The 25,135-nt window shown below is 73.6% G+C and carries 20 protein-coding genes, 1 tRNA gene and 2 pseudogenes; 11 read left to right on the top strand and 12 right to left on the bottom strand.

Annotation, left to right across the window (positions count from 1 at the left end; genetic code table 11):
• Positions 1 to 1,107, bottom strand: a complete 1,107-nt coding sequence (locus C6361_RS30820; protein WP_234359127.1) for a cobalamin biosynthesis protein — start codon at positions 1,105 to 1,107, stop codon at positions 1 to 3.
• Between the two features lie 471 nt (positions 1,108 to 1,578).
• Between C6361_RS30820 and C6361_RS30830 the strand changes: the two genes are divergently transcribed.
• Entirely contained in the window at positions 1,579 to 3,117 is a 1,539-nt protein-coding gene (locus C6361_RS30830) for an acyltransferase (RefSeq protein ID WP_234359128.1), read from the top strand.
• Positions 3,118 to 3,445: 328 nt separating this feature from the next.
• Here C6361_RS30830 and ssb read toward each other — a convergent pair whose 3' ends face one another.
• Positions 3,446 to 4,210 (bottom strand): single-stranded DNA-binding protein, encoded by a 765-nt coding sequence (gene ssb / locus C6361_RS30835; protein ID WP_107269885.1) that lies wholly within the window; start codon positions 4,208 to 4,210, stop codon positions 3,446 to 3,448.
• Positions 4,211 to 4,381: 171 nt separating this feature from the next.
• Between ssb and C6361_RS30840 the strand changes: the two are divergent.
• The 6 genes and pseudogenes from C6361_RS30840 to ligD form a co-directional block, all read left to right on the top strand.
• Positions 4,382 to 5,398: pseudogene (locus tag C6361_RS30840) on the top strand (alpha/beta hydrolase); the annotation flags it as partial.
• Between the two features lie 1,231 nt (positions 5,399 to 6,629).
• Positions 6,630 to 6,702: transfer RNA gene (locus C6361_RS30845), tRNA-Arg, on the top strand.
• A 194-nt stretch (positions 6,703 to 6,896) separates the two neighbouring features.
• Positions 6,897 to 7,538, top strand: coding sequence for a ClpP family protease (locus tag C6361_RS30850; RefSeq protein ID WP_107269886.1), 642 nt, complete (start codon positions 6,897 to 6,899; stop codon positions 7,536 to 7,538).
• Between the two features lie 95 nt (positions 7,539 to 7,633).
• Positions 7,634 to 8,116, top strand: a pseudogene (locus C6361_RS38525) (N-acetyltransferase family protein); the annotation flags it as partial.
• A gap of 81 nt (positions 8,117 to 8,197) precedes the next feature.
• Positions 8,198 to 8,599, top strand: coding sequence for a DUF3224 domain-containing protein (locus C6361_RS38530; RefSeq protein ID WP_234359682.1), 402 nt, complete (start codon positions 8,198 to 8,200; stop codon positions 8,597 to 8,599).
• 115 nt (positions 8,600 to 8,714) lie between these two features.
• Positions 8,715 to 9,683, top strand: coding sequence for a non-homologous end-joining DNA ligase (gene ligD / locus C6361_RS30860; protein ID WP_107260131.1), 969 nt, complete (start codon positions 8,715 to 8,717; stop codon positions 9,681 to 9,683).
• 169 nt (positions 9,684 to 9,852) lie between these two features.
• Here ligD and C6361_RS30865 read toward each other — a convergent pair whose 3' ends face one another.
• The 5 genes from C6361_RS30865 to C6361_RS30885 form a co-directional block, all read right to left on the bottom strand.
• Positions 9,853 to 11,184 (bottom strand): PHB depolymerase family esterase, encoded by a 1,332-nt coding sequence (locus C6361_RS30865; RefSeq protein WP_107260133.1) that lies wholly within the window; start codon positions 11,182 to 11,184, stop codon positions 9,853 to 9,855.
• A 182-nt stretch (positions 11,185 to 11,366) separates the two neighbouring features.
• Positions 11,367 to 12,416, bottom strand: coding sequence for a LacI family DNA-binding transcriptional regulator (locus tag C6361_RS30870; RefSeq protein WP_107260135.1), 1,050 nt, complete (start codon positions 12,414 to 12,416; stop codon positions 11,367 to 11,369).
• Between the two features lie 122 nt (positions 12,417 to 12,538).
• Positions 12,539 to 13,534, bottom strand: a complete 996-nt coding sequence (locus tag C6361_RS30875; protein ID WP_107269887.1) for an asparaginase — start codon at positions 13,532 to 13,534, stop codon at positions 12,539 to 12,541.
• 128 nt (positions 13,535 to 13,662) lie between these two features.
• Positions 13,663 to 14,436 carry a Clp protease N-terminal domain-containing protein gene (locus C6361_RS30880; RefSeq protein ID WP_107269888.1) on the bottom strand — a complete coding sequence of 258 codons (774 nt, stop codon included), beginning with the start codon at positions 14,434 to 14,436 and terminating at the stop codon, positions 13,663 to 13,665.
• Positions 14,437 to 14,492: 56 nt separating this feature from the next.
• Positions 14,493 to 14,927, bottom strand: coding sequence for a hypothetical protein (locus C6361_RS30885; protein WP_107269889.1), 435 nt, complete (start codon positions 14,925 to 14,927; stop codon positions 14,493 to 14,495).
• A 403-nt stretch (positions 14,928 to 15,330) separates the two neighbouring features.
• On the opposite strand from C6361_RS30885, the gene alaS reads away from it, so the two are divergent.
• Positions 15,331 to 18,003: an alanine--tRNA ligase gene (gene alaS / locus C6361_RS30890; protein WP_107269890.1), complete on the top strand. Its 2,673-nt coding sequence runs from the start codon at positions 15,331 to 15,333 to the stop codon at positions 18,001 to 18,003.
• Between the two features lie 168 nt (positions 18,004 to 18,171).
• On the opposite strand, the gene C6361_RS30895 is transcribed toward alaS, so the two are convergent.
• Both C6361_RS30895 and C6361_RS30900 read right to left on the bottom strand, forming a co-directional pair.
• Entirely contained in the window at positions 18,172 to 18,810 is a 639-nt protein-coding gene (locus C6361_RS30895; protein ID WP_107260144.1) for a hemerythrin domain-containing protein, read from the bottom strand.
• Positions 18,811 to 18,989: 179 nt separating this feature from the next.
• Positions 18,990 to 20,162, bottom strand: a complete 1,173-nt coding sequence (locus C6361_RS30900) for a serine hydrolase domain-containing protein (RefSeq protein WP_107269891.1) — start codon at positions 20,160 to 20,162, stop codon at positions 18,990 to 18,992.
• A 111-nt stretch (positions 20,163 to 20,273) separates the two neighbouring features.
• On the opposite strand from C6361_RS30900, the gene C6361_RS30905 reads away from it, so the two are divergent.
• Together C6361_RS30905 and C6361_RS30910 are read left to right on the top strand one after the other, a co-directional pair.
• Complete coding sequence (locus tag C6361_RS30905) at positions 20,274 to 20,750, top strand: hypothetical protein (protein ID WP_107269892.1); 477 nt, start codon at positions 20,274 to 20,276, stop codon at positions 20,748 to 20,750.
• Between the two features lie 46 nt (positions 20,751 to 20,796).
• Positions 20,797 to 21,648 carry an SDR family NAD(P)-dependent oxidoreductase gene (locus tag C6361_RS30910; protein ID WP_107269893.1) on the top strand — a complete coding sequence of 284 codons (852 nt, stop codon included), beginning with the start codon at positions 20,797 to 20,799 and terminating at the stop codon, positions 21,646 to 21,648.
• A 141-nt stretch (positions 21,649 to 21,789) separates the two neighbouring features.
• Here C6361_RS30910 and C6361_RS30915 read toward each other — a convergent pair whose 3' ends face one another.
• Both C6361_RS30915 and C6361_RS30920 read right to left on the bottom strand, forming a co-directional pair.
• Positions 21,790 to 22,620, bottom strand: a complete 831-nt coding sequence (locus C6361_RS30915; RefSeq protein WP_107269894.1) for a hypothetical protein — start codon at positions 22,618 to 22,620, stop codon at positions 21,790 to 21,792.
• A gap of 78 nt (positions 22,621 to 22,698) precedes the next feature.
• The gene (locus C6361_RS30920; RefSeq protein WP_107269895.1) at positions 22,699 to 23,151 is read right to left on the bottom strand and encodes a hypothetical protein; all 453 of its coding nucleotides are present in this window, start codon (positions 23,149 to 23,151) and stop codon (positions 22,699 to 22,701) included.
• A gap of 340 nt (positions 23,152 to 23,491) precedes the next feature.
• On the opposite strand from C6361_RS30920, the gene C6361_RS30925 reads away from it, so the two are divergent.
• On the top strand, positions 23,492 to 23,689 hold the full coding sequence (locus C6361_RS30925; protein WP_107269896.1) for a S9 family peptidase: 198 nt from the start codon (positions 23,492 to 23,494) through the stop codon (positions 23,687 to 23,689).
• A 52-nt stretch (positions 23,690 to 23,741) separates the two neighbouring features.
• On the opposite strand, the gene C6361_RS30930 is transcribed toward C6361_RS30925, so the two are convergent.
• The gene (locus C6361_RS30930) at positions 23,742 to 24,860 is read right to left on the bottom strand and encodes a nucleotide disphospho-sugar-binding domain-containing protein (protein WP_107269897.1); all 1,119 of its coding nucleotides are present in this window, start codon (positions 24,858 to 24,860) and stop codon (positions 23,742 to 23,744) included.
• Positions 24,861 to 25,135: the final 275 nt, after the last annotated feature.

Here is a 25,135-nt window from a genome sequence, read left to right on the forward strand (position 1 = left end):
TCACCGACCCGGCCGGGCTCGCCGACCCGACGGACTCTCCATGTGGGACCGGGCACCGAGTCGGGTCAACCGGCGGGTCAGCCAACCGGTCGTGACCCGACGCGGCCGGCTGGTCGCCGCGTACGCCACCGTCACGCCCAGCGCGGCGAGCCCGACCGCGCCGGAGAGCCGGGCGGCCCGATCGATGTGCCGCGCCTCCGGCCGAGGCCCGTCGCCGAGGAAGGGCCGCACCTCACACCGTCCGAAGTAGACGTTGCGGCCGCCCAGCCGGACGCCCAGCGCACCCGCCATCGCCGCCTCGCACTGTCCGGCGTTCGGGCTGGGATGGTCCGCCCGGTCGCGCCGCCAGACGTGCCAGGCACGTGTCCGGTCTCCCCTGACCAGCGGGGCGGCGCCGATGGTGAGCAGCCCGGTCAGCCGGGAGGGCACCAGGTTGAGCGCGTCGTCGAGGCGGGCGGCGGCGGTGCCGAACCGGGCGTACCGCTCCGAGCGGTGCCCGACCATCGCGTCCAGGGTGTTCACCGCCCGGTAGCCGAGCAGACCGGGCAGTCCCGCCACCGCACCCCAGACCAGTGGCGCGACCACCGCGTCGGAGGTGTTCTCCGCCACCGACTCGACGGTGGCCCGGGCGAGTTCCGGCTCGTCGAGTGCGGCAGGGTCGCGTCCGCAGAGGTGGCCCAGCCGTTGCCGGGCCGCCGGCAGGTCCGCCCGGCGAAGCGCCTGGCTCATGACCGTGGCCTCGCGGCGCAGCGTCCGCCCGCCGAGCACCGTCCAGGTGGCGGCGGCGACCAGCGCCGCGCGGGCCAGCGGCCGATGCCGGGTGGCGGCCGCCGCCGCCGCGCCGAGCACCACTGGTACGCCGACCGCCAGCGCCGCGAACCCGGCCCCCGAGGTACGCCGGGGCTGGTACAACCGCCGTTCGAGCGCCGCCGCGAACTGCCCGAACCCGGCGACCGGATGCCCCCGGCGGGGATCACCGAGGAGCGCGTCGAGTGCATAGCCGGCGGCCAGTCCGGCGGCGTTCGCCGCACCGCTGCCCAGCCACCCGGACGCCGCGCCCCGGCTGCCGGTCCGGTTCGCCCCGGCGGGCCACATCCTGCCGCGCAAGCCCGCCTCGTCGGCGGTTCCGGACGACCTGCTGTCGGTTCCGGGCAACCTGCTGTCTGGCCGCACTGCGACCACCTCCCCCGCCGGAGCCTAGTCCGGCCGCCCGGAGGCCGATCGCCGCTCCGCTGACCAGCGCCTCCGTCGGTAGGGCAGGCGCACCGGTGACCAGTGCCTCCGTCGGCAGGGCAGGCGCACCGGTGACCAGTGCCTCCGTCGGCAGGGCAGGCGCACCGGTGACCAGTGCCTCCGTCGGCAGGGCAGGCGCACCGGTGACCAGTGCCTCCGTCGGCAGGGCAGGCGCACCGGCAGATGCGCCGACGGCGGGCCGGCACGTCACCGGATAGGGTCGCGGACGAGCCCGCGACGGCGGGGGTACCCAGCCGGGAGGCCCCGTACGACCAGACACCCGGCACAATCCGGCCGACGGGAGGCGTAAGTGCTGGCCATCGATGTACCCAGCGAGGAGGTCCGATGACCAGTGTGACGGCCGTCACCGGGGAGTCCGCGGGCGGATCGGCTGCCGCCGGTGGGGTCGTACCGGCCGACCGAGCGGCGCAGATCGACCGAGCGGCGGAGACTGACCGAGCCGGGGATGGCGGCGGGCGGGGCGGCGTCGACTCGGCGGCGGGTGCCGGCCGGACGGGACGAGGCGGTGCGGACGGTGGACTGCACCGGCTGCCGTCCCTGACCGGATTGCGGTGGGTCGCCGCGATGCTGGTCTTCGGCTTTCACATCGGCACCATGCAGATCGTCGCCGAGCCCGACTATCGCCAGATCGTCGACTGGGTCTTCACGCTCGGCCTCTCCGGGGTGCAGTTCTTCTTCATCCTCAGCGGCTTCGTGCTGGTCTGGTCCGCCCGGCCCGGCGACACGAAGCGTGCGTTCTGGCGGCGTCGGGCGGCGAAGATCTACCCGAACCACGTCGTCACCTGGGCCGTGGTCATCGCCCTCGGGTTGTACTGGGCCGACCCCGTCAACATCAAGGCGGCGCTGGCCAACCTCTTCCTGGTGCAGGCCTGGATCCCGGTCGACGGCTACTTCTACAGCATCAACAACGTCAGTTGGTCGCTCGCCTGCGAGATGTTCTTCTATCTCACGCTGCCGTTCGTCCTCCCGCTGATCCGCCGGATGCGGGCGTGGCAGCTCTACGCCGTGCTCGTCGCCATGCCCCTGCTCATCCTGTTGATGTGGCCGGGCCAGCAACTGCTGCCGGAGACCGTCCGCTGGTGGTTCACGCAGATCTTCCCGGTCGTACGCTCCTTCGAGTTCTGGATGGGCGTCGCCGCCGCCGAACTCATGCTGCGGGGGAAGTGGCGAGGGCCGGGTTTGCTCCTCTCCACCGGTCTCTTCGTCGCGATCTGGGTGGCGTCGATGGAGTGGATCCGGGCGGAACTCTGGACCACCGTGCTGGCCTTCGGTTACATCCTGGTGATCGCCAGTGCCGCCCGGGCGGACACCACCGGTCGCTGGTCCCCGTGGCGGTCCCGTCCCCTGGTCTGGCTCGGCGAGGTGTCGTTCGCGTTCTATCTGGTCCATGTCTTCCTGATCAAGGCCATCTTCCGGTTCACCGGGCACAGCGGTGGGTTCCCCGGCTGGCAGGGGCCGGCCGTCGCGCTCGCCATGCTGGTGGTGAGCCTGTTCGCCGCCTGGTTGCTCTTCCGGTTCGTCGAGACGCCGATGATGCGTCTGCTCAATCCTCGGCGTCGACCTCGACCCACACCGCTGCCGCCCGGTGTCGTACGGCAACGGCAGCCCGACCGACCCGGTGAACCGACTCCGGATGCCGGGTCGGAGCCCGCCGGGACGGAGCCGGCGGGGACGGAGCCGGCGGGGATGGCGCCAGCGGGGACGGAGCCGGCGGGGGTGTCGGGTGGCGATGCTGCCGGGCCGGGGCAGGAGCGGCCGGAGCGGGTGAGTTCGGAGAGCCAGGCGACCGGGGCGGTGCCGGCACCCCGACGCGATCAGGAGTCTCGCGAGGATTCCGGAAGCCCGTCCCGGGCAAGGGCATAGCCCGCAGGGCCGGCCGAACCCTGCGATGCCCGGGCACGAGGCCCTCCGACGGCGGTGCGACCCGCTCGCCAGTACCACATCGCCCCTCGCTTTGAGACCGTGCGGCGAATTCGAGGCTGCCCGCCTAGACGGTTCGGGTGGGGAGATCGGCCAGTGCCGCGACCGATCTCCCCACCCTCGGTCAGCCCGGACGGCGGTGCGGAGGCGACCACCGCGTCGATCCGGGCGAACCGTTGTCCGGCCGACTATCGGACCGGACCGCCGGACCAGGCACGGTGAGATCGGACCCCTTTCCGACCGGAGTGCCTGGCCCGGATGTGTGGTGGGTTCAGACGGATACCGGCGTACGGCCACGACCACGTCGGCCACGACCGGCGCCACCGGTCTTGCCGAGGTCCGTGGTGTCCACGTCGGGCCCGTCCCGGAACTCCTGCTCGTCCTCGTCGGCACCGTTGGTGCCGGGTGCGACCTCGTCGTCCCCGAGATCGGCCGCGTCGACGCCGTCCAGCCCGTCGACGCCGTCCAGCCCGTCGAAGTGATCGGCGGGCAGGTGCAGGGAGTCGAGGCCCTGACCCGACGGAACCGGCAGGCCCCGGTAGTCGCCGTCGTCGTCGAACGGGCGCTCGTCGGGCAGTACCGGTGCTTCGTCGGGCGGGACCGATTCGGTGGTCTCGCCGTGCACCCGGGCCTCGGCCTCGGCCTCCTCCATCGAGGAGGTCGCCATCGAGGGCCGGTTGCGCGAGAACCGCCCCCTTCCCCGGGACAGGTCGTGGCCGACGGCCACCGCCTCCAACTCGTACATGGTCCGGTGGTTGCCCGCGTCGTCGGTCCAGTCCCGGGTGTAGAGCCGGCCGACCACGACGACCGGGTCGCCGACCATCACCGAGGAGGCAACCCCCTCGGCCAGCTTGCGCCAACAGTTCACCCTGACCCGCAGGCTGTTGCCGTCGACCCACCGGCCGCTCTCCCGATCGAGGCGACGGGCGGTCGAGGCCACCTTGAAGTTGGCCACCAGGGTGCCGCTCTGGGTGGTACGCCGCCATTCTGGAGCTGTCAGCACATTGCCGACAACCGTTACGTAAGTGTCGAACATCGTCCCTCCACAGGGATCCAGTTGTTCCCGTCCGAGCCGACTCGACCGACAGCCTCACCGCCGTACCCGCAAAGCCGCCACCGTGGCCGACACGCCTGTGGACAACCCGACGCCCTGTGGAAAAAGCCCTGATCAAAGACCGATCTGGTATTGCCGAGTAGCGTCGGGGAGGTGGAACCGGATCTGCTCGGACCGCCCTACGAGCGGCAGACGATCGATCTCGGCCGCGACGCCGAGGGACCGGTGGTGGCCACCCTGGTCCGGCGCCGGGCCAGCCGGCCGAGCGACCGGGCGGTGCTCTACGTGCACGGCTTCGTCGACTACTTCTTCCAGACCCACCTGGCGGACTTCTTCGTCGAGCAGGGCTGGCATTTCTACGCGCTCGACCTGCGCAAGCACGGACGCAGCCTGCTGCCGCACCAGACGCCGAACTTCTGTCACGACGTCACCGAGTACTTCCCGGAACTCGACGCGGCGGCCCGGATCATCCGCGAGACGGACGGCAACCGGACGTTGCTGGTCAACGGACACTCGACCGGCGGTCTGGTCACCGCGCTCTGGGCACACGAGCGCAGAGCCGCCGGAGTCGTCGACGGACTCTTCCTGAACAGCCCGTTCTTCGATCTCAACCTGCCCTGGCTGGTCCGCCGGCCGGCCCTGGCGATGCTCGCCCGGGTCAGCCGCCGGATGCCGTACCGGACCGTCCCCCGCCGGCTCTCCGCCGTGTACGGCCACAGCCTGCACGCCGAGCACCGGGGCGAATGGAACTACGACCTCACCTGGAAACCGGTCGGCGGATTCCCGGTCCGGGTCGGCTGGCTCGCCGCGATCCGACAGGCGCAGCGGCGACTCCGGGCCGGGCTGGAGATCCCGGTACCCGTGCTGGTGAGTATCTCCGAGCGCACCTTCCGGGGCCGGACCTGGCACGAGTCCGCCACCGGGTCGGACGCCGTACTGGACGTCGAGCACATCGCCCGGTGGGCGCCGAAGCTGGGCCGGCACGTGACACTGATCCGGTTCGACGGTGCCCTGCACGACCTCACCCTCTCCGGGCCGGCGGTGCGTCAGCGGGTCTTCACCGAGTTGGCCCGCTGGGCCTCGGCTTACGTCGTTTCGAGCCCCGCACCGGCGGCCGCTCCGGCCAGTCCGTCGTCCCTCCGTCCCCGGACGAACGCTGCCGGGGCACCCGGTACGGACCCGGCTCCGACCCCGAGGCGGCCCGCCACCGACCCCGTTCGGGCCCGGGTTCCGTCTCCGGCTCCTGATCAGGCTCCGGAGGGCCACCGTGCCACCGGGCCCGAGGCGCCCCGGACGCCGGCCGGGGGTCGTCCCGCCACCGATCCGGCTCCGATCCGGACTCCGGCCCCGGCCCCGGCCCCGGCCGAGAGTCGGCTCGCCGCCGCCCCGGAGCCGGACCCGGCTCCTCCGCTCGACGGGCACTCCGCCACCGCTCCGGCTCAGCTTCGATCTCAGGTTCGGGCGCCGGTCCCGGGGCCCCGCCCCGCCAGCGCCCCGACTCCCGGAACGGCTCCGACTCCGGCTCCGCGAACCGCTCCGGCTTCCGGAACCGCCCCGACTCCCGGAACGGCTGCGGGTCCCGGAACCGCTCCGGGTCCCCCCGGCGAGCCCCCCGGAGCCGCTCAGGACCCGGCCGCAGATCACGGTCCCGCTCAGGACCCGGCCGCAGGTCGCGGTCCCGCTCGGGAGCCGGCCGCAGGTCGCGGTCCCGCTCAGGAGCCGGCCGGCGATCCGGCTCCGGAGCCGGCTCCTCCCACCGGTCCGGCTGCGGTTCCGGCTCCGCCGTCGCCCGATACGGCGACCAGCCGCCCTGCCGCCACACCAGCAGCTCACGACTGAGCAGATTCTGGTCGCCCGCGAAGAAGATCCGGTCCACCGCCCGCCGTACCTTCTCCATGCCCGGTCGGGACGCCGTACCGGTGACTATCACCACGTCCCGGGCCGGTACGCCGACGACCAGCTCGCCCGGCACGGACCGCTCAAGGTCCTCCCAGACCTCGGCGGCGAGCAGCACCGTGGATTCCAGTCCGCCGAACGAGAGCATCGGCGCGGGCGGCTGCCCGTCGATCCGCAACCTGGGCAGGAGCCGGTAGAGATTGTCGACGGCCACCTGCCGCAACTCGGCCTGGCTGATCTCAAGCTCGTCAAGGTCATCCCAGGTGACGAGGCGATTACCGTACGGCGGTCCGAACGAATAGCCGACGTCGAGGTCCTGGGTGAAGTCTTCGAGCAGGTGGTTCTCGCCGTACCTGGTGTCTTCGGTGGAGACCAGGAGCGGCAGAAACATTGTGCTCGTCAACTGCACGCTTCGAAACCTAGTATGTGCTGGCCAGATCGTCACGTCCTCGTCGAGGCGTTGTCCCGGCAACGGTAACCTGCGGGGGCACACGACCACGTCCCCGCGCCCGTAGCTCAGCGGATAGAGCAGCTGCCTTCTAAGCAGTTGGTCGCAGGTTCGAATCCTGCCGGGCGCACCTCCTCCGGACCCACGGCCCGCGCGAGCCACCCCGGCAAAACCGGCAGACCGGCAGCCGCGAAAATCTCATGTACCCGGCCGCTGTCCCGTCGCCCGGGCCCGGAAGGTTGGCGGATTCCGCCGATGGCTGAAGACCTCCGCTGACAGCGTAAGCCGTCGATTCTTCCGGCCGGCCGTCACTAGGTTTCTGGCATGACTGACGTTGCTGGCACGACCGGCTCGCACACTCCACAGGCTCGCGGCGGGGAACAGCCGCACGGCACCCTCGACGACTCGGTCTACAGCCGGCTGTTGCGGGAGCGCATCATCTTCCTCGGCAGCGAGGTCACCGACGAGGTGGCCAACCGGATCTGCGCCCAGCTCCTGCTGCTCGCCGCCGAGGACGCGGAGCGGGACATCAACCTCTGGATCAACTCGCCGGGCGGGTCGGTCTACGCCGGCATGGCGATCTACGACACCATGCAGTTCATCGACAACGACGTCTCGACGGTGGCGATGGGGATGGCCGGGTCGATGGGGCAGTTCCTGCTCTGCGCCGGGACGCCTGGCAAGCGGTACGCGCTGCCGCACGCGCGGATCATCATGCACCAGCCGTCCGGCGGCATGGGTGGTACCGCGGCCGACATCGCGATCCAGGCCGAGCAGATGCTGCACACCAAGCAGATGCTGCTGGAGATGATCGCCCAGCACACCGGGCAGACTTACGACCAGGTCGTCCGGGACGCCGACCGGGACCGCTGGTTCACCGCGACCGAGGCCAGGGAGTACGGCTTCATCGACCGGGTGGTCAGCGGCACCGGCCGGGTCGCGGAGTCCACCGGTACGCCCGGTTGAGCCCGACACGTCAGCGGGATCCGGCCGCGCGGGCGGTAGGTGTCCGGGTCGGTATCCCGGTTGTCCGCCCGTGGCCCCGGCACTAGCCTCGCGGCGTGTTGATCCGCGAGTTCACCGAGGCCGACTGGCCCCGGGTGTGGCCGATCGTCCGGGACGTCGTACGGGCCCGGGAGACGTTCACCTACGACCCTCGGATGACGGCGGAGCAGGGGTACGACATCTGGGTCGAGTCGGCGCCGGGGCTGACCGTGGTGGCGGTCGAGCAGGACCGGCTGCTCGGTACGGCCAAGATGAGTCGGAACCGGCCCGGTCCGGGCGGCCACGTCTCGACCGCCAGCTTCATGGTCGCCGCCGACGCCCGGGGGCGGGGCGTCGGAACGGCGTTGTGCCGGTACGCCCTGGACTGGGCGAGACGGCACGGGTACGCCGGCATGCAGTTCAACGCCGTGGCCGAGTCCAACCGATCGGCCGTCGCGCTCTACCGGCGGCTCGGCTTCGCCGTGGTGGGTACGGTGCCGGGCGCCTTCGCCCATCCGACCCTGGGCCGGGTCGGCCTGCACGTGATGTACCAGGAATTCGCCGGCGCCGGCGGTGGCGCGAACACCCGATTCGCTGTCGGGGGGCCGACCTACGATGCCGGCATGACCGATGCCGACATGATGCGACAGACGGAGAACGCCCTCGCTCCGGGCACCGAGTTCACCGCCGACTTCGAGGTGACCGGATGGGACGAGCAGCCCTACGACGAGCCGGCCGAGGGCGGCACCCTGGCCAGGGTGACCGTGCGGAAGAGCTTCCGGGGCGTGATCGAGGGGACCAGCGTCGCCGAGTTGCTCACCGCGGCGAACCGGGGATACGTGGCGTCGGAGCGCTTCACCGGCAGCATCGACGGGCGGCCCGGGACGGTCGTCTTCCAGCACGCCGGCCTGGACGTCGAGCCTCCGCGTACCTTCGGGAACATCGTGCCGGGGACCGGGACCGGCGAGTTGACCGGCCTGACCGGGACGGTCAGTTTCCGCAACGACGAGTCCGGGCACAGCGTCCGGTTGGTCGTCGGCTGACCGGGTCGCGCCCGCGTGCCGCCGTGGCCACGGCGCCCGGCCCGGTGCGCGGCGGTCCGGTGCGCGGCGGTCCGGCCGAGTTGACCGCGCGGCGGCACCCCGGGAGAGTGGTTCGATGACGGGCAGAGCCGACGAGGTACGCGACGGGGTCTCGCTGACCAACCTCGACCAGCCGCTCTTCGACGGGGCGGACGCGACCAAGCGGGACCTGGTGGACTATCTCGACGAGGTGCGCGACCCGCTGATCGGCCAGTTGCGGGACCGGCCGCTCTCGGTGATCCGGGTGCTCCGGGGCCAGCCGCCGTTCATGCAGAAGAACGTTCCGCGTTACACCCCGTCGTGGGTCTCGACCGTGACGCTCTGGGCGGAGGCGTCCCGCCGCGAGGTGTCGTACGCCCTCTGCAACGACCGGCGCACCCTGTTGTGGTTCGGCAACCAGCGGGCCGTGGAATACCACCCCACCCTGGTCACGGCGCAGCGGCGGGACCGCCCGACCCATCTGGTGCTGGACCTCGACCCGCCGGCACCGGAGACGTTTCCGCTGGTCGTGAGCGCCGCGCACCTGGTCCGACAGGTGCTGGACGAGGCGGGGTTGTCCGGGGTGGTGAAGACCAGCGGTGCGAAGGGGGTGCACGTCTTCGTACCGGTCGACCCGGAGGCGCCGATCGAGGACGTGGCCGCCGCGACCCGGGCGCTGGCGGCCCGGGCGGAACGGCTGGATCCGGCGCTGGCGACCACGGCCTTCATCCGGGAGGACCGGGGTGGGCGGGTCTTCGTCGACTCGACCCGGTCCGGCGGCGCGACGGTGGTCTCGGCGTACAGTCCCCGGCTCCGGCCGGGGGTGCCGGTGTCGTTTCCGGTGCCGTGGGAGGAGTTGGACCGGGTCACTCCGGCCGACTTCACCCTGCGTACGGTGCCGCGCCTGCTGGCCGGGCACGACCCGTGGACCGAGCGGATGCCGCAGCCGCAGCGGCTCCCCGCCGACCTGGTCGCCGAGGGGCACACCATCCCGGTCGCCCGGGTGCAGGCGATGCACGAGGGCAAGCGGCGGGCCCGGGCCCGCCGCGCCGCCGAGGCGGACTGAGCGCGACCCGTACGCCGGTGCGAGCCCGGCCGGTACGCCGGTTCGAGCGGGTTCGCCGGACGGGACGGCGGGTTGCCGGCGGGGGATCATCCGCCGGCAACCCGCCCCTCCCTCGCGCGGCCCGTCGCGCTTCGATAACGGATTGGGGCCGACCGGGGTACGTCTCCGGTCAGCTCAGCGTGCAGGCCGTCCCGTTCAGGCTGACCGAGGCCGGCCTACCGGTGTTGCCGGTGTGGCTGGCCTGGAAGCCGATCCCGACCGACGCGTTCGGGGCGATCGTGCCGTTGTAGCCGGCGTTGCGGGCGGTCACCGCACCGCTGTTCGGGCTGTAGGAGGCGTTCCAGCCCGAGGTGATGGTCTGCCCGGCCGGCAGGGTGAAGGAGAGCGTCCAGCCGTTGATGGCCGAGGTACCCCGGTTGGTGATGGTGATCGCGGCGGTCAGCCCGCCGCTCCAGGCGTTCACCGTGTAGCTGACCGCGCAGCCGCCGGCCGGCGGTGGGGTCGGCGTCTGGGTGGGTGGCGGCGTGTTCGTCGGCCCGGCGGTCGGGGTCCTGGTCGGCGTCGGCGTGGCGGTCGGTGACGGGGTGCTGTCCAGCCCGAAGAAGCGGATCGCCTCGGCCGCGTTCACCGGCAGGTTGTGCGGCACTCCCTGCATGCTGATCGCCTCGACCGGCGCCGTCGGGCCGCTGCCGCCGTACCGGGTGCGGGTGTGCCCGGACTGCGGCGTGTCGGTGTAGGTCGGGGTCTGGCTCAGCCCGTGCACGTTCGTCCACTGCTTGATCTCTTCGCCGAAGTTCGCGTAGCGCAGCGTCTCGTCGTTGGTGCCGTGCCAGAGCTGCATCCGGGGTCGGGCGCCGGTGTAGCCCGGGTACGCGGCCCGGACCAGGTCGCCCCACTGCTGGGCGGTCCGGATGATCTGGCCGTTGGCGCACTCGCTGTTCCAGGTGGAGCCGCCGGTGGTGGCGAAGCAACTGTGCGGCACACCGGCGAAGGCGGCTCCGGCGGTGAAGACGTCCGGATAGTTGCCGAGCAGCACGTTGGTCATCATGCCGCCGGAGGAGACACCGGTGGCGAAGACCTGTCCGGTGCTGTAGCGCTGCTGCACGTACCGGACCATCGACATGATCGAGACGGGGTCGCTGCCGCCGTCGCGACGCAGCGCCTGCGGGGAGTAGACGTCGAAGCACTGGCCGCTGCGGGTCGCCGAGGGGTAGATGACGATGTAGCCGTAGCGGTCGGCGAGTGCGGCGAACTGGGTGCCGGAGTAGAACGCGGGTCCGGTACCGGTGCAGTAGTGCACGGCGACCACGATCGCGGGACGCGCCGCCAACCGGTCCGGCACGTACAGGTGCATCCGCAGGTTGCTGGGGTTGGTGCCGAAGTTGGTGACCTCGGTCAGTGCCGCCGCCGAGGCGGGGGTGGCCACCGTCAGGCTCACCATGCCCGCGCCGAGCAGCACCGCGCTGGTCGCGACGGCGAGTGCGCGTACGAGTCGTCGCATCCCGATCCTCTCTCCACCCGGCGAGGCGCGATCACGGACGGCGATCCGGGGCGTCCTGCCACTTGAAACATCCCAAAGTATCGATGGGAATGTTTCAATTCACAAGACATTGACCGACATGAGTTCGGTGGGGATGTCGCGGCGCGGGCCCACCAACCGGCCGGCGGGGTCGGCGCGAGTTTTCAGGCGGGGGTACGACCCGACGGCGGGGCGGTGCTCTCCCGCACGACGAGTTCGGTGGCCAGCTCGACCCGATGCTGGTCCAGCGCGTGGCCGGCCGCGAGGTCGATGATCATCCGGGCGGCGGTCGCCCCCATCTGCTCCAGCGGCTGCCGGATCGTCGTCATCGGCGGTCCGGACCAGCGGGTGAAGGAGAGGTCGTCGAAGCCGACCACGCTCAACTCGTCCGGGATGCGTACCCCGGCCCGCCGGGCCGCCTCGTAGACCCCGAGCGCCTGGAGGTCGTTGGCGGTGAAGATCGCGGTGGGCGGGTCGGGCAGCGCCAGCAACTCCCGGCCGTCGGCGAGACCGCCCTCGACGTAGAGGGTGCTGATCCGCACCAGGTCGGGATCGACCGGTACCCCCGCGGCGTCCATCGCCGCCCGGTATCCGTCGAGCCGGGCCCGGCAGCAGGGCCACTCCGGTGGTCCGCTCAGCATCGCGATCCGCCGGTGCCCGAGGTCGAGCAGGTGCCGGGTGGCGGCCAGCCCGCCGTTCCAGTTCGTCGCGCCGACCGAGGGGGTCTGGTGCAGCGGCTCCCCCGTCGGGTCCAGCACGACGAGTGGGATCGACCGGGTGGCAAGCTGCGACTGCTGTGCGACGGTCAGCTCGGAGAAGACCGCGATCACCCCGATCGGCCGCCGGGTCAGCACCTGCTCGGTCCAGGCCCGCCCCGGGGTCAGCCGCCCCTGCATCTCGGTGAGTACGACGGCCAGGTCGTGCTCCCGGGCGACCTTCTCGACGCCTCGGATGATCTCCAGTGCCCAGAGGCTCTCCAGGGCGTGGAAGACCAGCTCCACGATCGCCACCGAGGTCGACCCGCCCGGCCGGCGGTAGCCGTGCTCCCGCAGGATCGCCTCGACCCGTTTCCGGGTCTCCAGCGCCACTCCGGTCTGCCCGTTGATGACCCGGGAGACCGTCGGTGCGGAGACCCCGGCCAACCGGGCGATCTTGGCAACGGTGAGCACCCGGCCACGCCCGCTCCGGGCCGCCTGCGGATTGGTGCCGGTCATCGCCGCAGCCTACGCGAACATCGACCGGCGACACCGTCCCGGCAGCCGGGGTCCGGGCACTGCACCTCCCGGACGACCGCTCGTCGTCCGGCCAGAGTGGAGCGACCCGGGCCGCCGGCGGTTCACCGACCGGGCGGCGGGACCAGCCGGTCGAACCAGTCCCGGGCCGCCGCCACACCGCCGCCGTCGCCGAGGGCCACCATCAGCGCGGCCCGCGCCTTGCCGGCCGGCAGGCCCCGGGCGCCGATCGCGCCGACCCGGGCGGCCAGCCCGGCGGGTGGCGGCAGCTCCGCCAGGTCGACCGTCCGGGTCCGGCACCGGGAGGCGACCACCACCGGGACGTCCCAGTCGGTCAGCTCGGCGATCGCGGCGAAGAGGGCGGCCGGGACGTTGCCCGGCCCGGTCCCTTCGAGCACCACGCCCCGGGCGCCCGCGTCCACCACCGCGCCGAGCAGCCCGGAGTCCATTCCCGGGTACGTCTTCAGCAGCGCCACCTCCGACTCCGGCTCGCCGTACGCCTCGGGTGGCCGGGGCGGTGTCGGGCCGACCAGCTCGACCCGCTCCCCCACCACCCGGCCGAGCGGCCCGAACGGTGTCGACGAGAACCCTCGGACCGTGGTGGCGTCGACCAGGCCCACCCAGCGGGCGGCGTGCAGTTCGTCGTCCACGCAGACCACCGCGCCGACCCCACGCAGCAGCGGGTCGGCCGCGGCGGCGATCGACGACGCCAGGTTGCGCGGCCCGTCGGGCGAGAGTTCGTCGAACTGCCGTTGCGCGCCGGTGAAGACGATCGTGCCGCGTACGGCGGCCGGGCCGGCCAGCAGGTCGGTGAGGTAGGCGGTCTCCTCCAGGGTGTCGGTGCCGTGGCTGACCACCACCCCGTCGAATCCGTCGGCCAGGATCGCCGAGCGGGCCCGGCGGGCCAGCCCGAGCATCGTGCCGGGGGTGGTGTCCCAGCTCGGCTCGGCGAGTACGTCCTCGACCGTCACCTCGGCGGCGAGCCGCTCCGGCGGGATCGTGCCGAGCAACTCCGCCCCGGAGGCGACGCCCTCCCGTCCCGGGCCGGTCGAGTAGGCGATGGTGTCCTTGGTGGCGAGCAGCAGTACCCGACCGGGCACGTGAAGATCCTCTCCGGTGGCGGACCCGCGCTAGGGCAGGTCGGTCAGCAACGGCAACGCGAGTACCAGCAGGAAGGTCACCGTCGCGGCGACCGCCGGCACGATCCTGCGCATCCGAACCCGCCCGGTCAGTCGACCGCGTCGGTCCGGCCGGCCCGCTCCTCCAGCCGTTCGAGCCGGGCGACGATCGGCTGGAGTTCCCGGCGTACCGCGGCGGCCAGCAGCGCGGCGACCTCGGGGGACGGCGCGGCGCTGCCGGACGGCGGCTCCGCCGGGGTCTGGGCCCGCAGGTGGACGTAGCCGGCCAGCGCCGCCGCCACGGCCCGGCGGGTCAGTCGCAGCTCGGCGCCGAGTGACCGCAGCAGTTGCCCGCCGACCCCGTCGGGCTCGGCGACCAGCCCCAGGAGCAGGTGTTCGCAGCCGACGTAGTTGTGGCCGAACGCGGTCGCCTCGGTGACGGCCAGCTGTAGGGCGTTCGCCGCCGGGCCGCTGAAGTGCAGGCTGTCGTCGGGGTCGCCGCCCGGCTCGGCGGCGGGTTGGCCGGCGAGGTCCTGGAGCACCCGATCGGGCTCGATCTCCTCGACCCGCAGGACGTGCAGGGCCAGGTTGGTGCCCTCGGCCAGCATCCCGGCGAGCAGGTGGGCGGTGCCGACCGCCGCCGAACCCTCCTCCCGGGACCGGTCGACCGCGAGCAGCACCGTGGCGCGGGCCCGGGGGGTGAAGTTCGGCAGCCGGGTGGCCAGGTCGGCGTCGTCGAGGTCGCCGAGGGCGGTCTCCCGGATCGCGGTCACCCGGCGTACGGCCTGTTCGAGTGCGCGCTGGCAGACCGCCGAGACCGGAATCCCGGCGACCCGTACCGCCTCGGCCAGCTCGTCGGGCAGATAGACGTTGATCTTCGGCATCCCGGACTCCTCCTGTCGGTACCGCGACTGCCCCCACTATAACCCCGCTGGGGTTATCAGCTACCCCCATCCGTGGTCCGCAGGTCCGCCTCGTCGTCGGCGACCGGCCCGCCCAGCTCACCGGTGCCGTACGGGTCCAGGGTCTCCAGCACCCGCCGACCCCAGCGCTCGTGTGCCGCCTGCCGGCTGACCCCGGCCGCCCGGGCGATCAGTTCCCAGGTGACCCCCCAGCGGCGCAGCCCGACGACGCTGCCGAACGGGTCGACGCCGGACGCCAGCACGATCCGGAAGTGCACCAACTGGGACGCGATCTCGCGCTGCCGCCCGGCCGCCCCCTCCTGCTCGGCCGCCCACTCCGGGCTGCCGGGGGCCGGCCGGCCGCCGATCAGCAGGTCGGCCTGTCGGCTCGCCTCGTTGACGGCGGCGTCGGCGGCCGCCACGGCGGCGGAGGTGACGTCCACGGTGAGCGCGGTTTCCAAGAATCGATCCATGCTGTCAAGCTAGCCTTGACAGAAATCGCTGTCAAGGTGGGCTTGACGGAAAATAACGGCCTGCGATCCGTCGGGGGCCGGGTTACGCTCGACTGATCGCCACGGCCGCGCCGCCAGACGGACGGCGTCGCCTCGGCGGTGGGGTGGCCGGAACAGCCGGCCACGGATCGGACGGAGTGGACGATGGCGGCGGCAGGGCGGCGAGCTAGCCACGCCGAGCTGGGGAACGAGGACAGCGTCCTCGCCTGACCCCCTCGGCCCGGCTCGGCGTACCGCCCCTTCGGCCCCGGCCAGCCACGTTCCGCGCGAACGCCTCCGGACGGACACCGCGAGGACCCCGTACGGCTTCCGCCGTGCCGGGCTCCGGTACGCGTTCGCCACCCCACCCGACAGGGCCTCTCCGATGCGATCCTCAGACATCCGCCGCAGCTTCCTCGACTACTTCACCGAGCGCGGCCACACTCCCGTCCCGTCGAGTCCACTGATCCCGGACGATCCGGCGCTGCTGCTCACCATCGCCGGGATGAACCAGTTCAAGACGCACTTCCTCGGCGAGTCCACGCCACCCGCACCGCGACTGACCAGCGTGCAGAAGTGCGTACGCACCAACGACATCGACAACGTCGGCCGGACCAGCCGGCACGCCACCTTCTTCGAAATGCTCGGCAACTTCTCCTTCGGCGACTACTTCAAGGCCGAGGCGATCGGGTACGCCTGGGAGCTGCTGACCCGGCACTACCAGCTCGACCCGGACCGGTTGTGGATCACCGTCTTCACCGACGACGACGAGGCGGTCGACCTCTGGCGCCGGGTCGGCGTGCCGGAGCGGCGGATCCAGCGCCTCGGCATGGCCGACAACTACTGGTCGATGGGCACACCGGGACCGTCCGGCCCCTCCTCGGAACTCTGCTACGACCGGGGTCCGGCGTTCGGGCCCGAGGGCGGCCCGGCGGTGAACGACGAGCGGTACGTCGAACTCTGGAACCTGGTCTTCATGCAGCACCGGCGCGGCGCGGGCGGCGTCAAGCGGGACTTCCCGATCCTCGGCGACCTGCCGAGCCGCAACATCGACACCGGGCTGGGCCTGGACCGGCTCGCCACGATCCTCCAGGACGTCGAGACGGTCTGCGAGACCGACCTGCTCGCCCCGACCCTGCGGGTGGTGGCCGAACTCGCCGGCCGGCCGTACCCCGGCCGGGACGGCAGCCCCGAGTCGGTGTCGTTCCAGGTGGTCACCGAGCACGCCCGGACCGCCGCGTTCCTGATCGCCGACGGTGTGCTCCCCGGCAACGAGGGACGCGGCTACGTACTGCGCCGGATCATGCGCCGGGCGGTCCGGCACGCCCGGACACTCGGCATCGAGGAACCGGTGCTGGGCGCGGTCACCGGCAGTGTGATCGCGAACCTCGGCACCGCCTGGCCCGAACTCGTCGCCCAGCGCGAGCTGGTCGAGGCGGTCACCGCGCACGAGGAGGAGACCTTCACGGGTACCCTCCGGCAGGGTGGCCGGCTGCTCGACGCGGCGATCGGCCGGGCCCGCGAGACGAGCACCGGCCGGCTCTCCGGCGAGACCGCGTTCGAGCTGCACGACACCTACGGCTTCCCGATCGACCTCACCGTCGAGGCGGCCCGGGCGGCCGGGCTCGACGTCGACCGGGACCGCTACGCCACGCTCCTCGACGAGCAGCGCCGACGCGCCCGCGACGGCGGCCGGGACCGCGCCGCGGCGGCGCCGCACCGGATCCGGAGCTACCGGGAGCTGCTCACCCGGCACGGTCGGACCGACTTCGTCGGCTACACCGACCGGCAGGTCGAGACCGAGGTACTTGCCGTGCTGCGGGACGGCCGGCCGGTCGAGTCGGCCGGCGAGGGCGACCGGGTCGAGCTGGTGCTCCGGCGCAGCCCCTTCTATCCGGAGTCCGGCGGGCAGGTCGGCGACGCGGGACGGGTCCGGACCGCCGACGGCGGGCTGGTCCAGATCACCGACACCCGGTACGGGCTGGACGGCCTGCACGTGCAGTACGGGCGGGTCGCCTCCGGCGAGGTACGCCCCGGCGAGCCGGTCGCGGCGCAGGTCGACGGCGAGCGGCGGGCGGCCACCGAGCGGTCCCACTCGGCGACGCACGTGCTGCACGCGATGCTGCGCCGGGTGCTGGGCCCACACGCCCGCCAGCAGGGTTCGCTGGTCGCGCCCGGCCGGCTCCGGTTCGACTTCGCGCACTTCGCACCGGTCGACGAGACCGCGCTCGACACCATCGGCACCCTGGTCGACGACTACCTGCTGGCCGACCCGGAGGTGCGGGTCTGGCAGGCGAGCCGGGCCGAGGCGGAGGCGGCCGGCGCCACCGCGTTCTTCGGCGACCGGTACGGCGAGCAGGTCCGGGTCGTCGACATCGGAGACGCGTCCCGGGAGCTGTGCGGGGGTACCCACGTCGGGCACGGCGCCCAGGCCGGGCGGGTACGCATCCTCGGCGAGTCCTCCGTCGGCACCGGCGTACGCCGGATCGAGGCGCTGACCGGCCGGGACGCGCTCCGGCACGCCGACACCGAACGGCGGTTGCTGGCCGAGGTCGGCCGGCTCGTCGGCGCCCGACCCGAGGAGCTGCTCGACACCCTCGGCAAGCGGCTCGACGCGCTCGGCGCGGCCGAGGCGGCGCTGCGCCGGTACCGGCGGGCCGAACTCGACTCGATCGCCGGGACGCTGGTCGCGGAACGCCGGGCGGTCGGCTCGGGTTGGCTGGTCAGCGCGCGGCGCGACGACCTGACCCCCACCGAACTCCGGACGGTGGCCAGCGGCGTACTGGCGCGGAGTCCGGCCGGCACCCCGACGGTGGTGGTGTTGGCGACCGCGGACGACGAGCGGGCGCAGCTCGTCGCCGGGCTGGACCGGACGCTGCTGGACCGGGGCGGCCGGGCCCGTGACCTGCTCGCGGAGCCGGGTCGGCTGATCGGCGGGGGTGCCGGCGGGACCGGCAACCTGGCCCACGCGGGCGGCCGGCGGGCGGAGCGGGTCGGCCAGGCGCTGTCCCGGGCCGAGTCGGCGGCGGCCGACCTGCTCAGCCGGCACCCCGGCTGACCGGACCGCCGACCGGCCGCTGCGGAACGACCACGCTCCGGGGCCCTTCCGCAGCGCCGGGCGTGCCGGAGCGCGCCGGTCAGGAAGGCGAGGCCGAGCAGGGCGAGCGCGCCGCCGCCCACCAGCAGCGGTGCCGGCCCGACGGGGCGGCCGTCGGCGCCGGCCCGGTCAGACCTGACCCGGGTAGAAGCCGTGCCGGGCGAGCGGGCCGATCAACTGCGCCTCCTCGTAGGCGAAGTGCGACAGCAGGGTGTCGGTGAGCAGGTCGATCGCCTCGCTGATCGGGCCGTAGTCGGTGGGGTTGCGGGCCAGGTGTACGAGCGCCGCGTCGACCCCCTCCAGTACCTCGTGGATCGCCAGGTGCTCGTCGTGCAACCGGTCCAGTACCGCCGCCAGGTCCGGCTGGCTGCGCCGCAGGTGCGGGAAGATGCCCTGGCTCTCCATGGTGTGGTGGGTCGCCACTGCGCGGCACTGCGCCTGGCAGACCCCGCCCAGGGTCCAGTCGTTGGCCCGGATCGTCATCATGTTGAGCTGGTCGCGGGCGTCGCCGACCTGGGAGGTGCCCTCCCTGACCTGCTGGAGGATGTCGCGTACCTGCCGAAGTTCCGCCCGGTAGTGGTCGTGCACGTCGACGAGGTGCCGGCCGGCGTACCGGCCCTGGTGCGTGAAGGTGACCTCGGGCGGCGGTTCCGGCGCGGTCGGCCGGGTCGCCTCGTCCAGCACGCTCTTCGGGCTGAGCCGCTCGGTCGGCGGGGCGGTCGGCAGCACACCGGTCCGCCGGGTCAACCAGTCGTTCTGGGTGGTCATGACCTACCTTCACGATCTTCCGGGAGGTCTCGATTATCCGTCACGCCGGCCAGGGTGATCATCCGCAGGGTGTTCGCGCGTACGTCGGGACACCCGCCGACCATCTCGTGATCGAGTCGTGGCGCCCCGGCATCGGCTGGCGGCGACGGACCCGGGAGTGGATCCGCGCCAGGCGGTACTCAGTCCGGTTGCCGGGACAGCACCGCCCGGAGCGCCTCGACCAGGCTGACCGTCCGGGGGTCCGGGCCCAGGGTGACGCGGAGGCCGTTCGTCACGTACCCGAAGGCGATCCCGCTGGCCGGGTCGGCGTAGCCGAGCGATCCCCCGTGCCCGGGGAAGCCGAAGGCGGTCGGCGACCACCAGGGCTGGTCCGGCAGGGGCAGGCCGAAGCCGAGCGCCGGTCGGGTCGGCACCATCAGCACCCGGTCGACGCCGCTGGCCTGTTCGGCGGTGGCGGCGGCGAGCGTTGCGGCGTCGAGGATCCGGATCCCGTCGACCTCGCCGATCAGGCCGGCGTAGAACCGGGCCAGCGACGACGCCGTGCAGATGCCGTTGACGGCGGGTATCTCGGCCGTCCAGGTGGCGGGGTCGGTGAGGTCGAGTGGCGGATCCGTCACCGTCACCGACCGGACCGTCAGCGAGGCCGGATCGGTGTACGCGGCGAGGATCTCGCGCATCCGCTCGGTTACCTCCTCGGGAGCCGGCGCCGGGGCCGGCTGCTCGACGAGCCGACTGACCCGGTGCGTCTCGGCGGCGGGCAGGCCGATCCAGAAGTCCAGCCCGAGCGGCTTGCCGATCTCGTCGGCGAAGTACCGGCCCAGGCTGCGGCCGGAGACCCGACGCACCACCTCGCCGACCAGCCAGCCGTAGGTCAGCCCGTGGTAGCCGTGCGCCGTGCCCGGCTCCCAGACCGGCGCCTGCGCCGCCAGCGCCTCGACGACCGGGTGCCAGGCCAGCGCCTCGGCCAGCGGAACCCGACGGTCGAGCACGGGCAGCCCCGCCTGGTGGGAGAGGAGCCAGCGGACCGGGATGCGGCCCTTGCCGGCCGCCGCGAACTCGGGCCAGTACTCGGCGACCGGGGCGGCGAGGTCGAGCTGCCCGCGTTGGGCCAGCAGGTGCGCGCAGGCCGCCGGCACGCTCTTGGTGGCGGAGTAGACCACCTGGAGGGTCTCCGCCCGCCAGGCCCGGTCGGTGGTCGGATCGGCGGTGCCGCCCCAGAGCCGGACCACCTCGCGGCCGTACCGATAGACGGTGACCGCCGCGCCCAGCTCGGACCGGGTCTCGAAGTTCGCCAGGAACGCCTCCCGGACCGGCTCGTAACCGGCTGCCACCGTGCCGCTGACCACGGACATCACGCGCTTCCCTTCGCCATGGGTAGCCGCCCGGCGAACCCGTCCGGGCGACCGCGTCAGGGTATCCTGACATGCCACGTCAGGGAATCCTGACAGACATATGATTGCGGGATGGCGGAGGAACTGGCCCCGGGGCACGCGAACCTGATCGGGTTCCGGCTGCCGGACGGGACGCTGAGCACCGCCGCCACCGAACCCGCCGGCACGGTCGGCTTCCGCGCCCGGTGCTCCTGCGGCTGGACCGGCGCCGGCGACTATCCGCCGGCCGACGAGGGACGCTGGATGGCCGCCTCCGAGTGGAGCGGACACATCAAGCCGATCCTCGCCGCCACCCCGCCCGGCTGGCTGCTGAGCCGATCCGACACGCTCCGGGACAACGTCGCCGAACTCGCCACCACCTGGCCGTTGCAGGCGCTGGGCATCCTCGCCGAGGTCGAACGCTGGCAACGGCCACTGATCGAACGCGCCGTGGTCGCCGCCCGGGAGGCCGGACTCTCCTGGGCCGAGATCGGCAACGCGCTCGGCATCAGCCGCCAGTCGGCGCACGAGCGGTTCCGCAACGTCGTACCGGCCCGGCGGGCCAGCTGACGCCGCGTCCCCGGCGAGACCCGGCACCGGCCGGTACGGTGGGTCGATGTCGTACCCGACCGGCCAGGCCAGCCACCAGCGACCGTCCGGTTCGGACGGAGGCGGCTGCTATGTGGTGACCGGCGGCGGCCGGGGCGTCGGCCGGGCGATCGTCGAACGCCTGCTCGGCACCGCCGACCGGGTGGTGGTGCTCGAACGCGATCCCGAGGCGGCCGACCGGCTCTCCGGTCATCCCGCCGCGCGGCGGCTGGTCGTGGTCTCCGGCGACGCCGCCGACGAGGCGGTGGCGGAACGCGCCGCCGACGAGGCGAGCGCCGCCGGCCCGCTACGGGGCTGGGTGAACAACGCCGCCGTGTTCCGGGACGCCTCGCTGCACGACACCCCGGCCCGGGAGATCCTGAAGCTCGTCGCGGGCAACCTCGACGCCACGGTGGTCGGCTGCGGGGCGGCGATCCGGCGCTTCCTCGCCACCGGCACCCCCGGCGCGATCGTCAACGTCTCGTCCCACCAGGCCCAGCGGCCGGTGCCGGGCTGCCTGCCGTACGCGACGGCGAAGGCGGCCGTGGAGGGGCTGACCCGGGCCCTCGCCGTCGAGTACGGCCGGTACGGCATCCGGGTCAACGCGGTCGCCCTCGGCTCGATCGCGACCGAGCGCTACGCCGAACTGCTCGCCGGGGCGGACCCGGCCGGTGCGGCACGGATCGAGCGGGACATGCGACGACTGCACCCGATCGGTCGGGTGGGCCGCCCCGACGAGGTCGCCGCCACCGTCGCGCACCTGCTCTCCGCCGAGTCGAGCCTGCTCACCGGAGTGGTGCTGCCGGTCGACGGTGGACGGTCCGCACTCGGCCTCGACCCCGAGGCACCCGACCAGGCACCCGACTGGGCACCCGATTAGGCACCCGACCTCGCGGCACCCGACCAGGCGCCCGACCTCGCGGCACCCGACCAGGCACCCGATTAGGCGCCCGACCTCGCGGCACCGTCGAACCCGTCCTGAGCGTCCGGCGGGGGTGCCGACGCCGGACCCGTCGCAGCGTCAGCCGGCCCGGGCCGCGCGCCAGCGGCGGGCGGGGTCAGGCTGCCGGACCCCCTCGCTCGCCGACCCGACCGACGTCCCCGCCGGGGACGGCAGCCAGCGCCGGAGCGCCGCCGCGCGGCTGGCGGCGGCGAACGCCTCCTCCCGGAGGCTGCGGGCCGCCGCGGCGGCCACCTCGGCGTCCCGCCACGCGGCCCGTTCCCGCTCCTCCGCCGCCCGGTGCGCGGCCAGCGCACTGTCCCGGGCCGCCCGGCGAAGCACGATCTCCTGCTCGGCAGGGTGCCGGCGCGGATCCCAGCCGTTCCGGTTGGCCAGCGCGTCGCTGAGTTGCAGTACCGTCAGCTCCTGCCGGGTGCAGGCCGCCATCGCGGCGCGGTGCAGGAACCGCTCACGGTCGGCGTACTCGGCCGGCGTGCGCGGGGTACGCGGCTCGGGCAGTACGGCGGCGGCGGCGAGCCGGCGGGCGGCGGCGTCCGCCTCCTCGTACGCCTGCCAGGTCGACTCGACCGCCTCCTGCGCCGCCAGCCACTCGTCCCGGCGCCGCTGGGCGGTCACGGCCGACCGTTCGGCGGCGACCGCCACCTCCTCGGCGTACCGGTGCAGCTCGGCCGCCCGGGCCACCAGCCGTTCCCGGCGCCCCTCGGCGTCCCGGACCGCCACGTCGTAACCGGATTCGTCGTTCGGCTGGTCGGCGGCGGTGGCGGTGGCGGTGGCGGCACGCGGGCGCACGACCAGCCAGATGCCCGCCGCCAGTACGAGCCCGAGCAGTACGAGCCAGACGGCGGTGGCCCGGGTCACCTCGATCAGGAAGTCGAAGAGCAGATTTTCCATTGCGGCACCTCACGGGGTGGACGATGCGGACGAGGAGTCGACGGGACCGGACCGGAAGCGGTCGGGTGCGACCGGTCCTCAGCCGAGCGGGGGTGCGCGCGGCCCGACCACCCGGGCGTACGCGTCACCGGCCGGCGCCACCCCGGCCACCGCCCCGAGCGCCGGCCGATCCGGCTGCCCACCGAGCAGGTCGGCCCGGACCAGCACCGTCGGCACCACCGAGCCGGTCGCGGCGGACCGCTCGTCGGCCGCGACCGCGCTCTCGAACAGCACCGGAGGCTGCTCGGCCGCCGCGACGGGCGGCTCGTCGGAGACGCCGGAGGGCAGATCGGCGGCAGGATGCTGCTTGATCCGCACCACCGGGCCGGGATCGGGCGCGTCCGACCGAGCGGCCCCGACATCCTCCACAGTCGACTGTGCTGCGGCGGGCCGTGGCCCGGCCGCCGCGAGGGCCGGGCCGGAGGGTCCGGTCCGGGCTCCACCGGCGCCCAGCAGCAGGCCCATCAACACCAGGGCGGTCACGAACCGCACCGACCGGCACGCTATCCACCACACGGGGCGGACCAGCGCGACGGAAAACACGACCCCAAACTACCTCGGGTCACCGGGAACCGCTCGCCGAGCCGGAGCGGTCCCGGTCACGCCGCACCCCGCCCGACCGACCCGCCCCGGCCGAACTCCCGCTGCCCGACTGGGCCACCACGCCGGACGGGTCACGCCTGCCGGCCGCGTCGCGTCGCGTCGCCCCAAGGGTTACGCCGCCGGCCGGGTCGCGTCACCGCAAGGTTTACGCCGCCGCAAGGGTTACGCCGCCGCAAGGGTTACGCCGCCGGCCGGGTCACATCGCCGGAAGGGCCATCCGGGCAACCGGGTGCCGGTGCTGCTCGCGCACGGTCGCGCCGACGCGGCCGTACCGGTCGGGCAGGCGGTCGCGCTGACCTCGGCGCTGCTCCGGGCCGGCCACCCGGTGCACTCGCTGGTCACGGATGGCGGGCACGCCCTGCCGCTGCACCGGCCCGACATCCGTGCCGTCGTCGCGGCCTTCCTCGACGCGAACCTGCCCGGCTGACCGTCCCGTTCGGGGGCCGGTCGGGTGGCGCCGGGGCGGACCGGGCCGGCGCTCAGCCGAGCAGCGCTTCGAGCCGGGGTACCAGTTCCGCCGGTGCCGGCATCGCGGCCATCTCCCGGCGTACCTCGTCGGCGGCCGAGCGCAGCCCCGGGTCGGTGACGAGCCGGCCCAGTTCGGCCCCGCTGATCGCGCGTTCGGGTACGGCCAGCCCGGCGCCCCGGGCCGCCACCAGCTCCGCGTTGTGCCGGCGGTCGCCCGGGCCGGGCACCACGAGCTGCGGTACGCCCGCCGCCAGCGCGCCGAGCACCGAGCCGGCCCCGCCGTGGTGCACCACTCCGGCGCAGTACGGCAGCGCGGCGTTGATCGGGATCCAGTCGACGGTACGGACGTTGTCGGGCAGCGGCCCGTGCCGCAGTACCCGCCGGTCGGGGCGGACCAGCACGAACTCGGCGTCGACCCCGGCGGCGGCCCGCACCACGGAGGTCATCAGGGTGCCGCCTCCCGGGCCGGCCACCGTACTGCGACTGACCAGGATCCTCGGCCGCTCACCCGGCCCCCGCAGCCACTCCGGCAGCTCGCCGACGCCGGTGGACGGCACGCCGCGCAGCGGCCAGCCGGCCCGCTCGCCGACCACGCTGGGCGGGGCGATGGTCAGGGTGGCGGCGCTCGGGCGCAGGCTGCCGATCCCGCTGCGCTGTTGGGCCCGGACCAGCCGGGCGGCGGTCACCCGGACCAGTTCGGCGCCGTCGAAGAGCGAGTTCTCGTGCAGTACCGCCGGTACCGCCCGGCGGGCGGCGGCGAGCGCGCCGGAGACGGCCAGCGGTTCGTGGACGACGAGGTCCGGCTGCCAGCGGTCGGCGAGGGTGACCAGGCCGTCGACCATCTGCTCGTTGGCGGCGCCGAAGAGCAGCGCGACGCCCCGGGTGCCGGCCCGGCCGGCCAGTTCGGCCCGGGCGGTCAGCGGGTGCCGCAGCATGGTCCGCCGGGCGATCCGGTCGAACCGGAAGCCGGGGGCGATGTCCTCGACCGGCAGCCCGGTCCGGCCTACCGCGAGCCCGTCGCCGCCGGTGGCGAGCAGCACCTCGTGGCCGGCGTCCCGGAGCGCCTCGGCCAACGGCACCATGGGAAAGACGTGTCCGAGCAACGGCGCTGACGCGAAGAGGACCCGCATGCCGCCAGCCTAGTGAATCTTCCTCGATCCTCCCGTCGCGGCCGTGGGAACCCCGGCTGGAAGGGTTCAGTGCTCCGGTGACCATCCGGTGCAGCGGGCCGGTCGAGTACCGGACCGGGGCCGGTGATCCCGGCGAGCAGGGCCGGCGGCAACCGGGCACCGGCCGCCACCGCCAGCCGTCCGGGCGAGCGGCGCAGCGCCGTGACGTCGTGCCCGGGTACGGCGAACCGGCCCGCTAGGTCGCTGTGCCAGCTAGCTGACTGTGCTACCTTCTT

Origin of the sequence: Plantactinospora sp. BC1 (genome assembly GCF_003030345.1) — a bacterium.
Taxonomy (GTDB): domain Bacteria; phylum Actinomycetota; class Actinomycetes; order Mycobacteriales; family Micromonosporaceae; genus Plantactinospora.

What these genes read in the sequence shown, in the direction of transcription:
- C6361_RS30830 (WP_234359128.1), top strand. Translation starts at nt 1,579, where the DNA reads ATGACCAGTGTGACGGCCGTCACCGGGGAGTCCGCGGGCGGATCGGCT.
- ssb (WP_107269885.1), bottom strand. Translation starts at nt 4,210, where the DNA reads ATGTTCGACACTTACGTAACGGTTGTCGGCAATGTGCTGACAGCTCCA.
- C6361_RS30850 (WP_107269886.1), top strand. Translation starts at nt 6,897, where the DNA reads ATGACTGACGTTGCTGGCACGACCGGCTCGCACACTCCACAGGCTCGC.
- C6361_RS38530 (WP_234359682.1), top strand. Translation starts at nt 8,198, where the DNA reads ATGCGACAGACGGAGAACGCCCTCGCTCCGGGCACCGAGTTCACCGCC.
- ligD (WP_107260131.1), top strand. Translation starts at nt 8,715, where the DNA reads ATGACGGGCAGAGCCGACGAGGTACGCGACGGGGTCTCGCTGACCAAC.
- C6361_RS30865 (WP_107260133.1), bottom strand. Translation starts at nt 11,184, where the DNA reads ATGCGACGACTCGTACGCGCACTCGCCGTCGCGACCAGCGCGGTGCTG.
- C6361_RS30870 (WP_107260135.1), bottom strand. Translation starts at nt 12,416, where the DNA reads ATGACCGGCACCAATCCGCAGGCGGCCCGGAGCGGGCGTGGCCGGGTG.
- C6361_RS30880 (WP_107269888.1), bottom strand. Translation starts at nt 14,436, where the DNA reads ATGCCGAAGATCAACGTCTATCTGCCCGACGAGCTGGCCGAGGCGGTA.
- C6361_RS30885 (WP_107269889.1), bottom strand. Translation starts at nt 14,927, where the DNA reads ATGGATCGATTCTTGGAAACCGCGCTCACCGTGGACGTCACCTCCGCC.
- alaS (WP_107269890.1), top strand. Translation starts at nt 15,331, where the DNA reads ATGCGATCCTCAGACATCCGCCGCAGCTTCCTCGACTACTTCACCGAG.
- C6361_RS30895 (WP_107260144.1), bottom strand. Translation starts at nt 18,810, where the DNA reads ATGACCACCCAGAACGACTGGTTGACCCGGCGGACCGGTGTGCTGCCG.
- C6361_RS30900 (WP_107269891.1), bottom strand. Translation starts at nt 20,162, where the DNA reads ATGTCCGTGGTCAGCGGCACGGTGGCAGCCGGTTACGAGCCGGTCCGG.
- C6361_RS30905 (WP_107269892.1), top strand. Translation starts at nt 20,274, where the DNA reads ATGGCGGAGGAACTGGCCCCGGGGCACGCGAACCTGATCGGGTTCCGG.
- C6361_RS30910 (WP_107269893.1), top strand. Translation starts at nt 20,797, where the DNA reads ATGTCGTACCCGACCGGCCAGGCCAGCCACCAGCGACCGTCCGGTTCG.
- C6361_RS30915 (WP_107269894.1), bottom strand. Translation starts at nt 22,620, where the DNA reads ATGGAAAATCTGCTCTTCGACTTCCTGATCGAGGTGACCCGGGCCACC.
- C6361_RS30930 (WP_107269897.1), bottom strand. Translation starts at nt 24,860, where the DNA reads ATGCGGGTCCTCTTCGCGTCAGCGCCGTTGCTCGGACACGTCTTTCCC.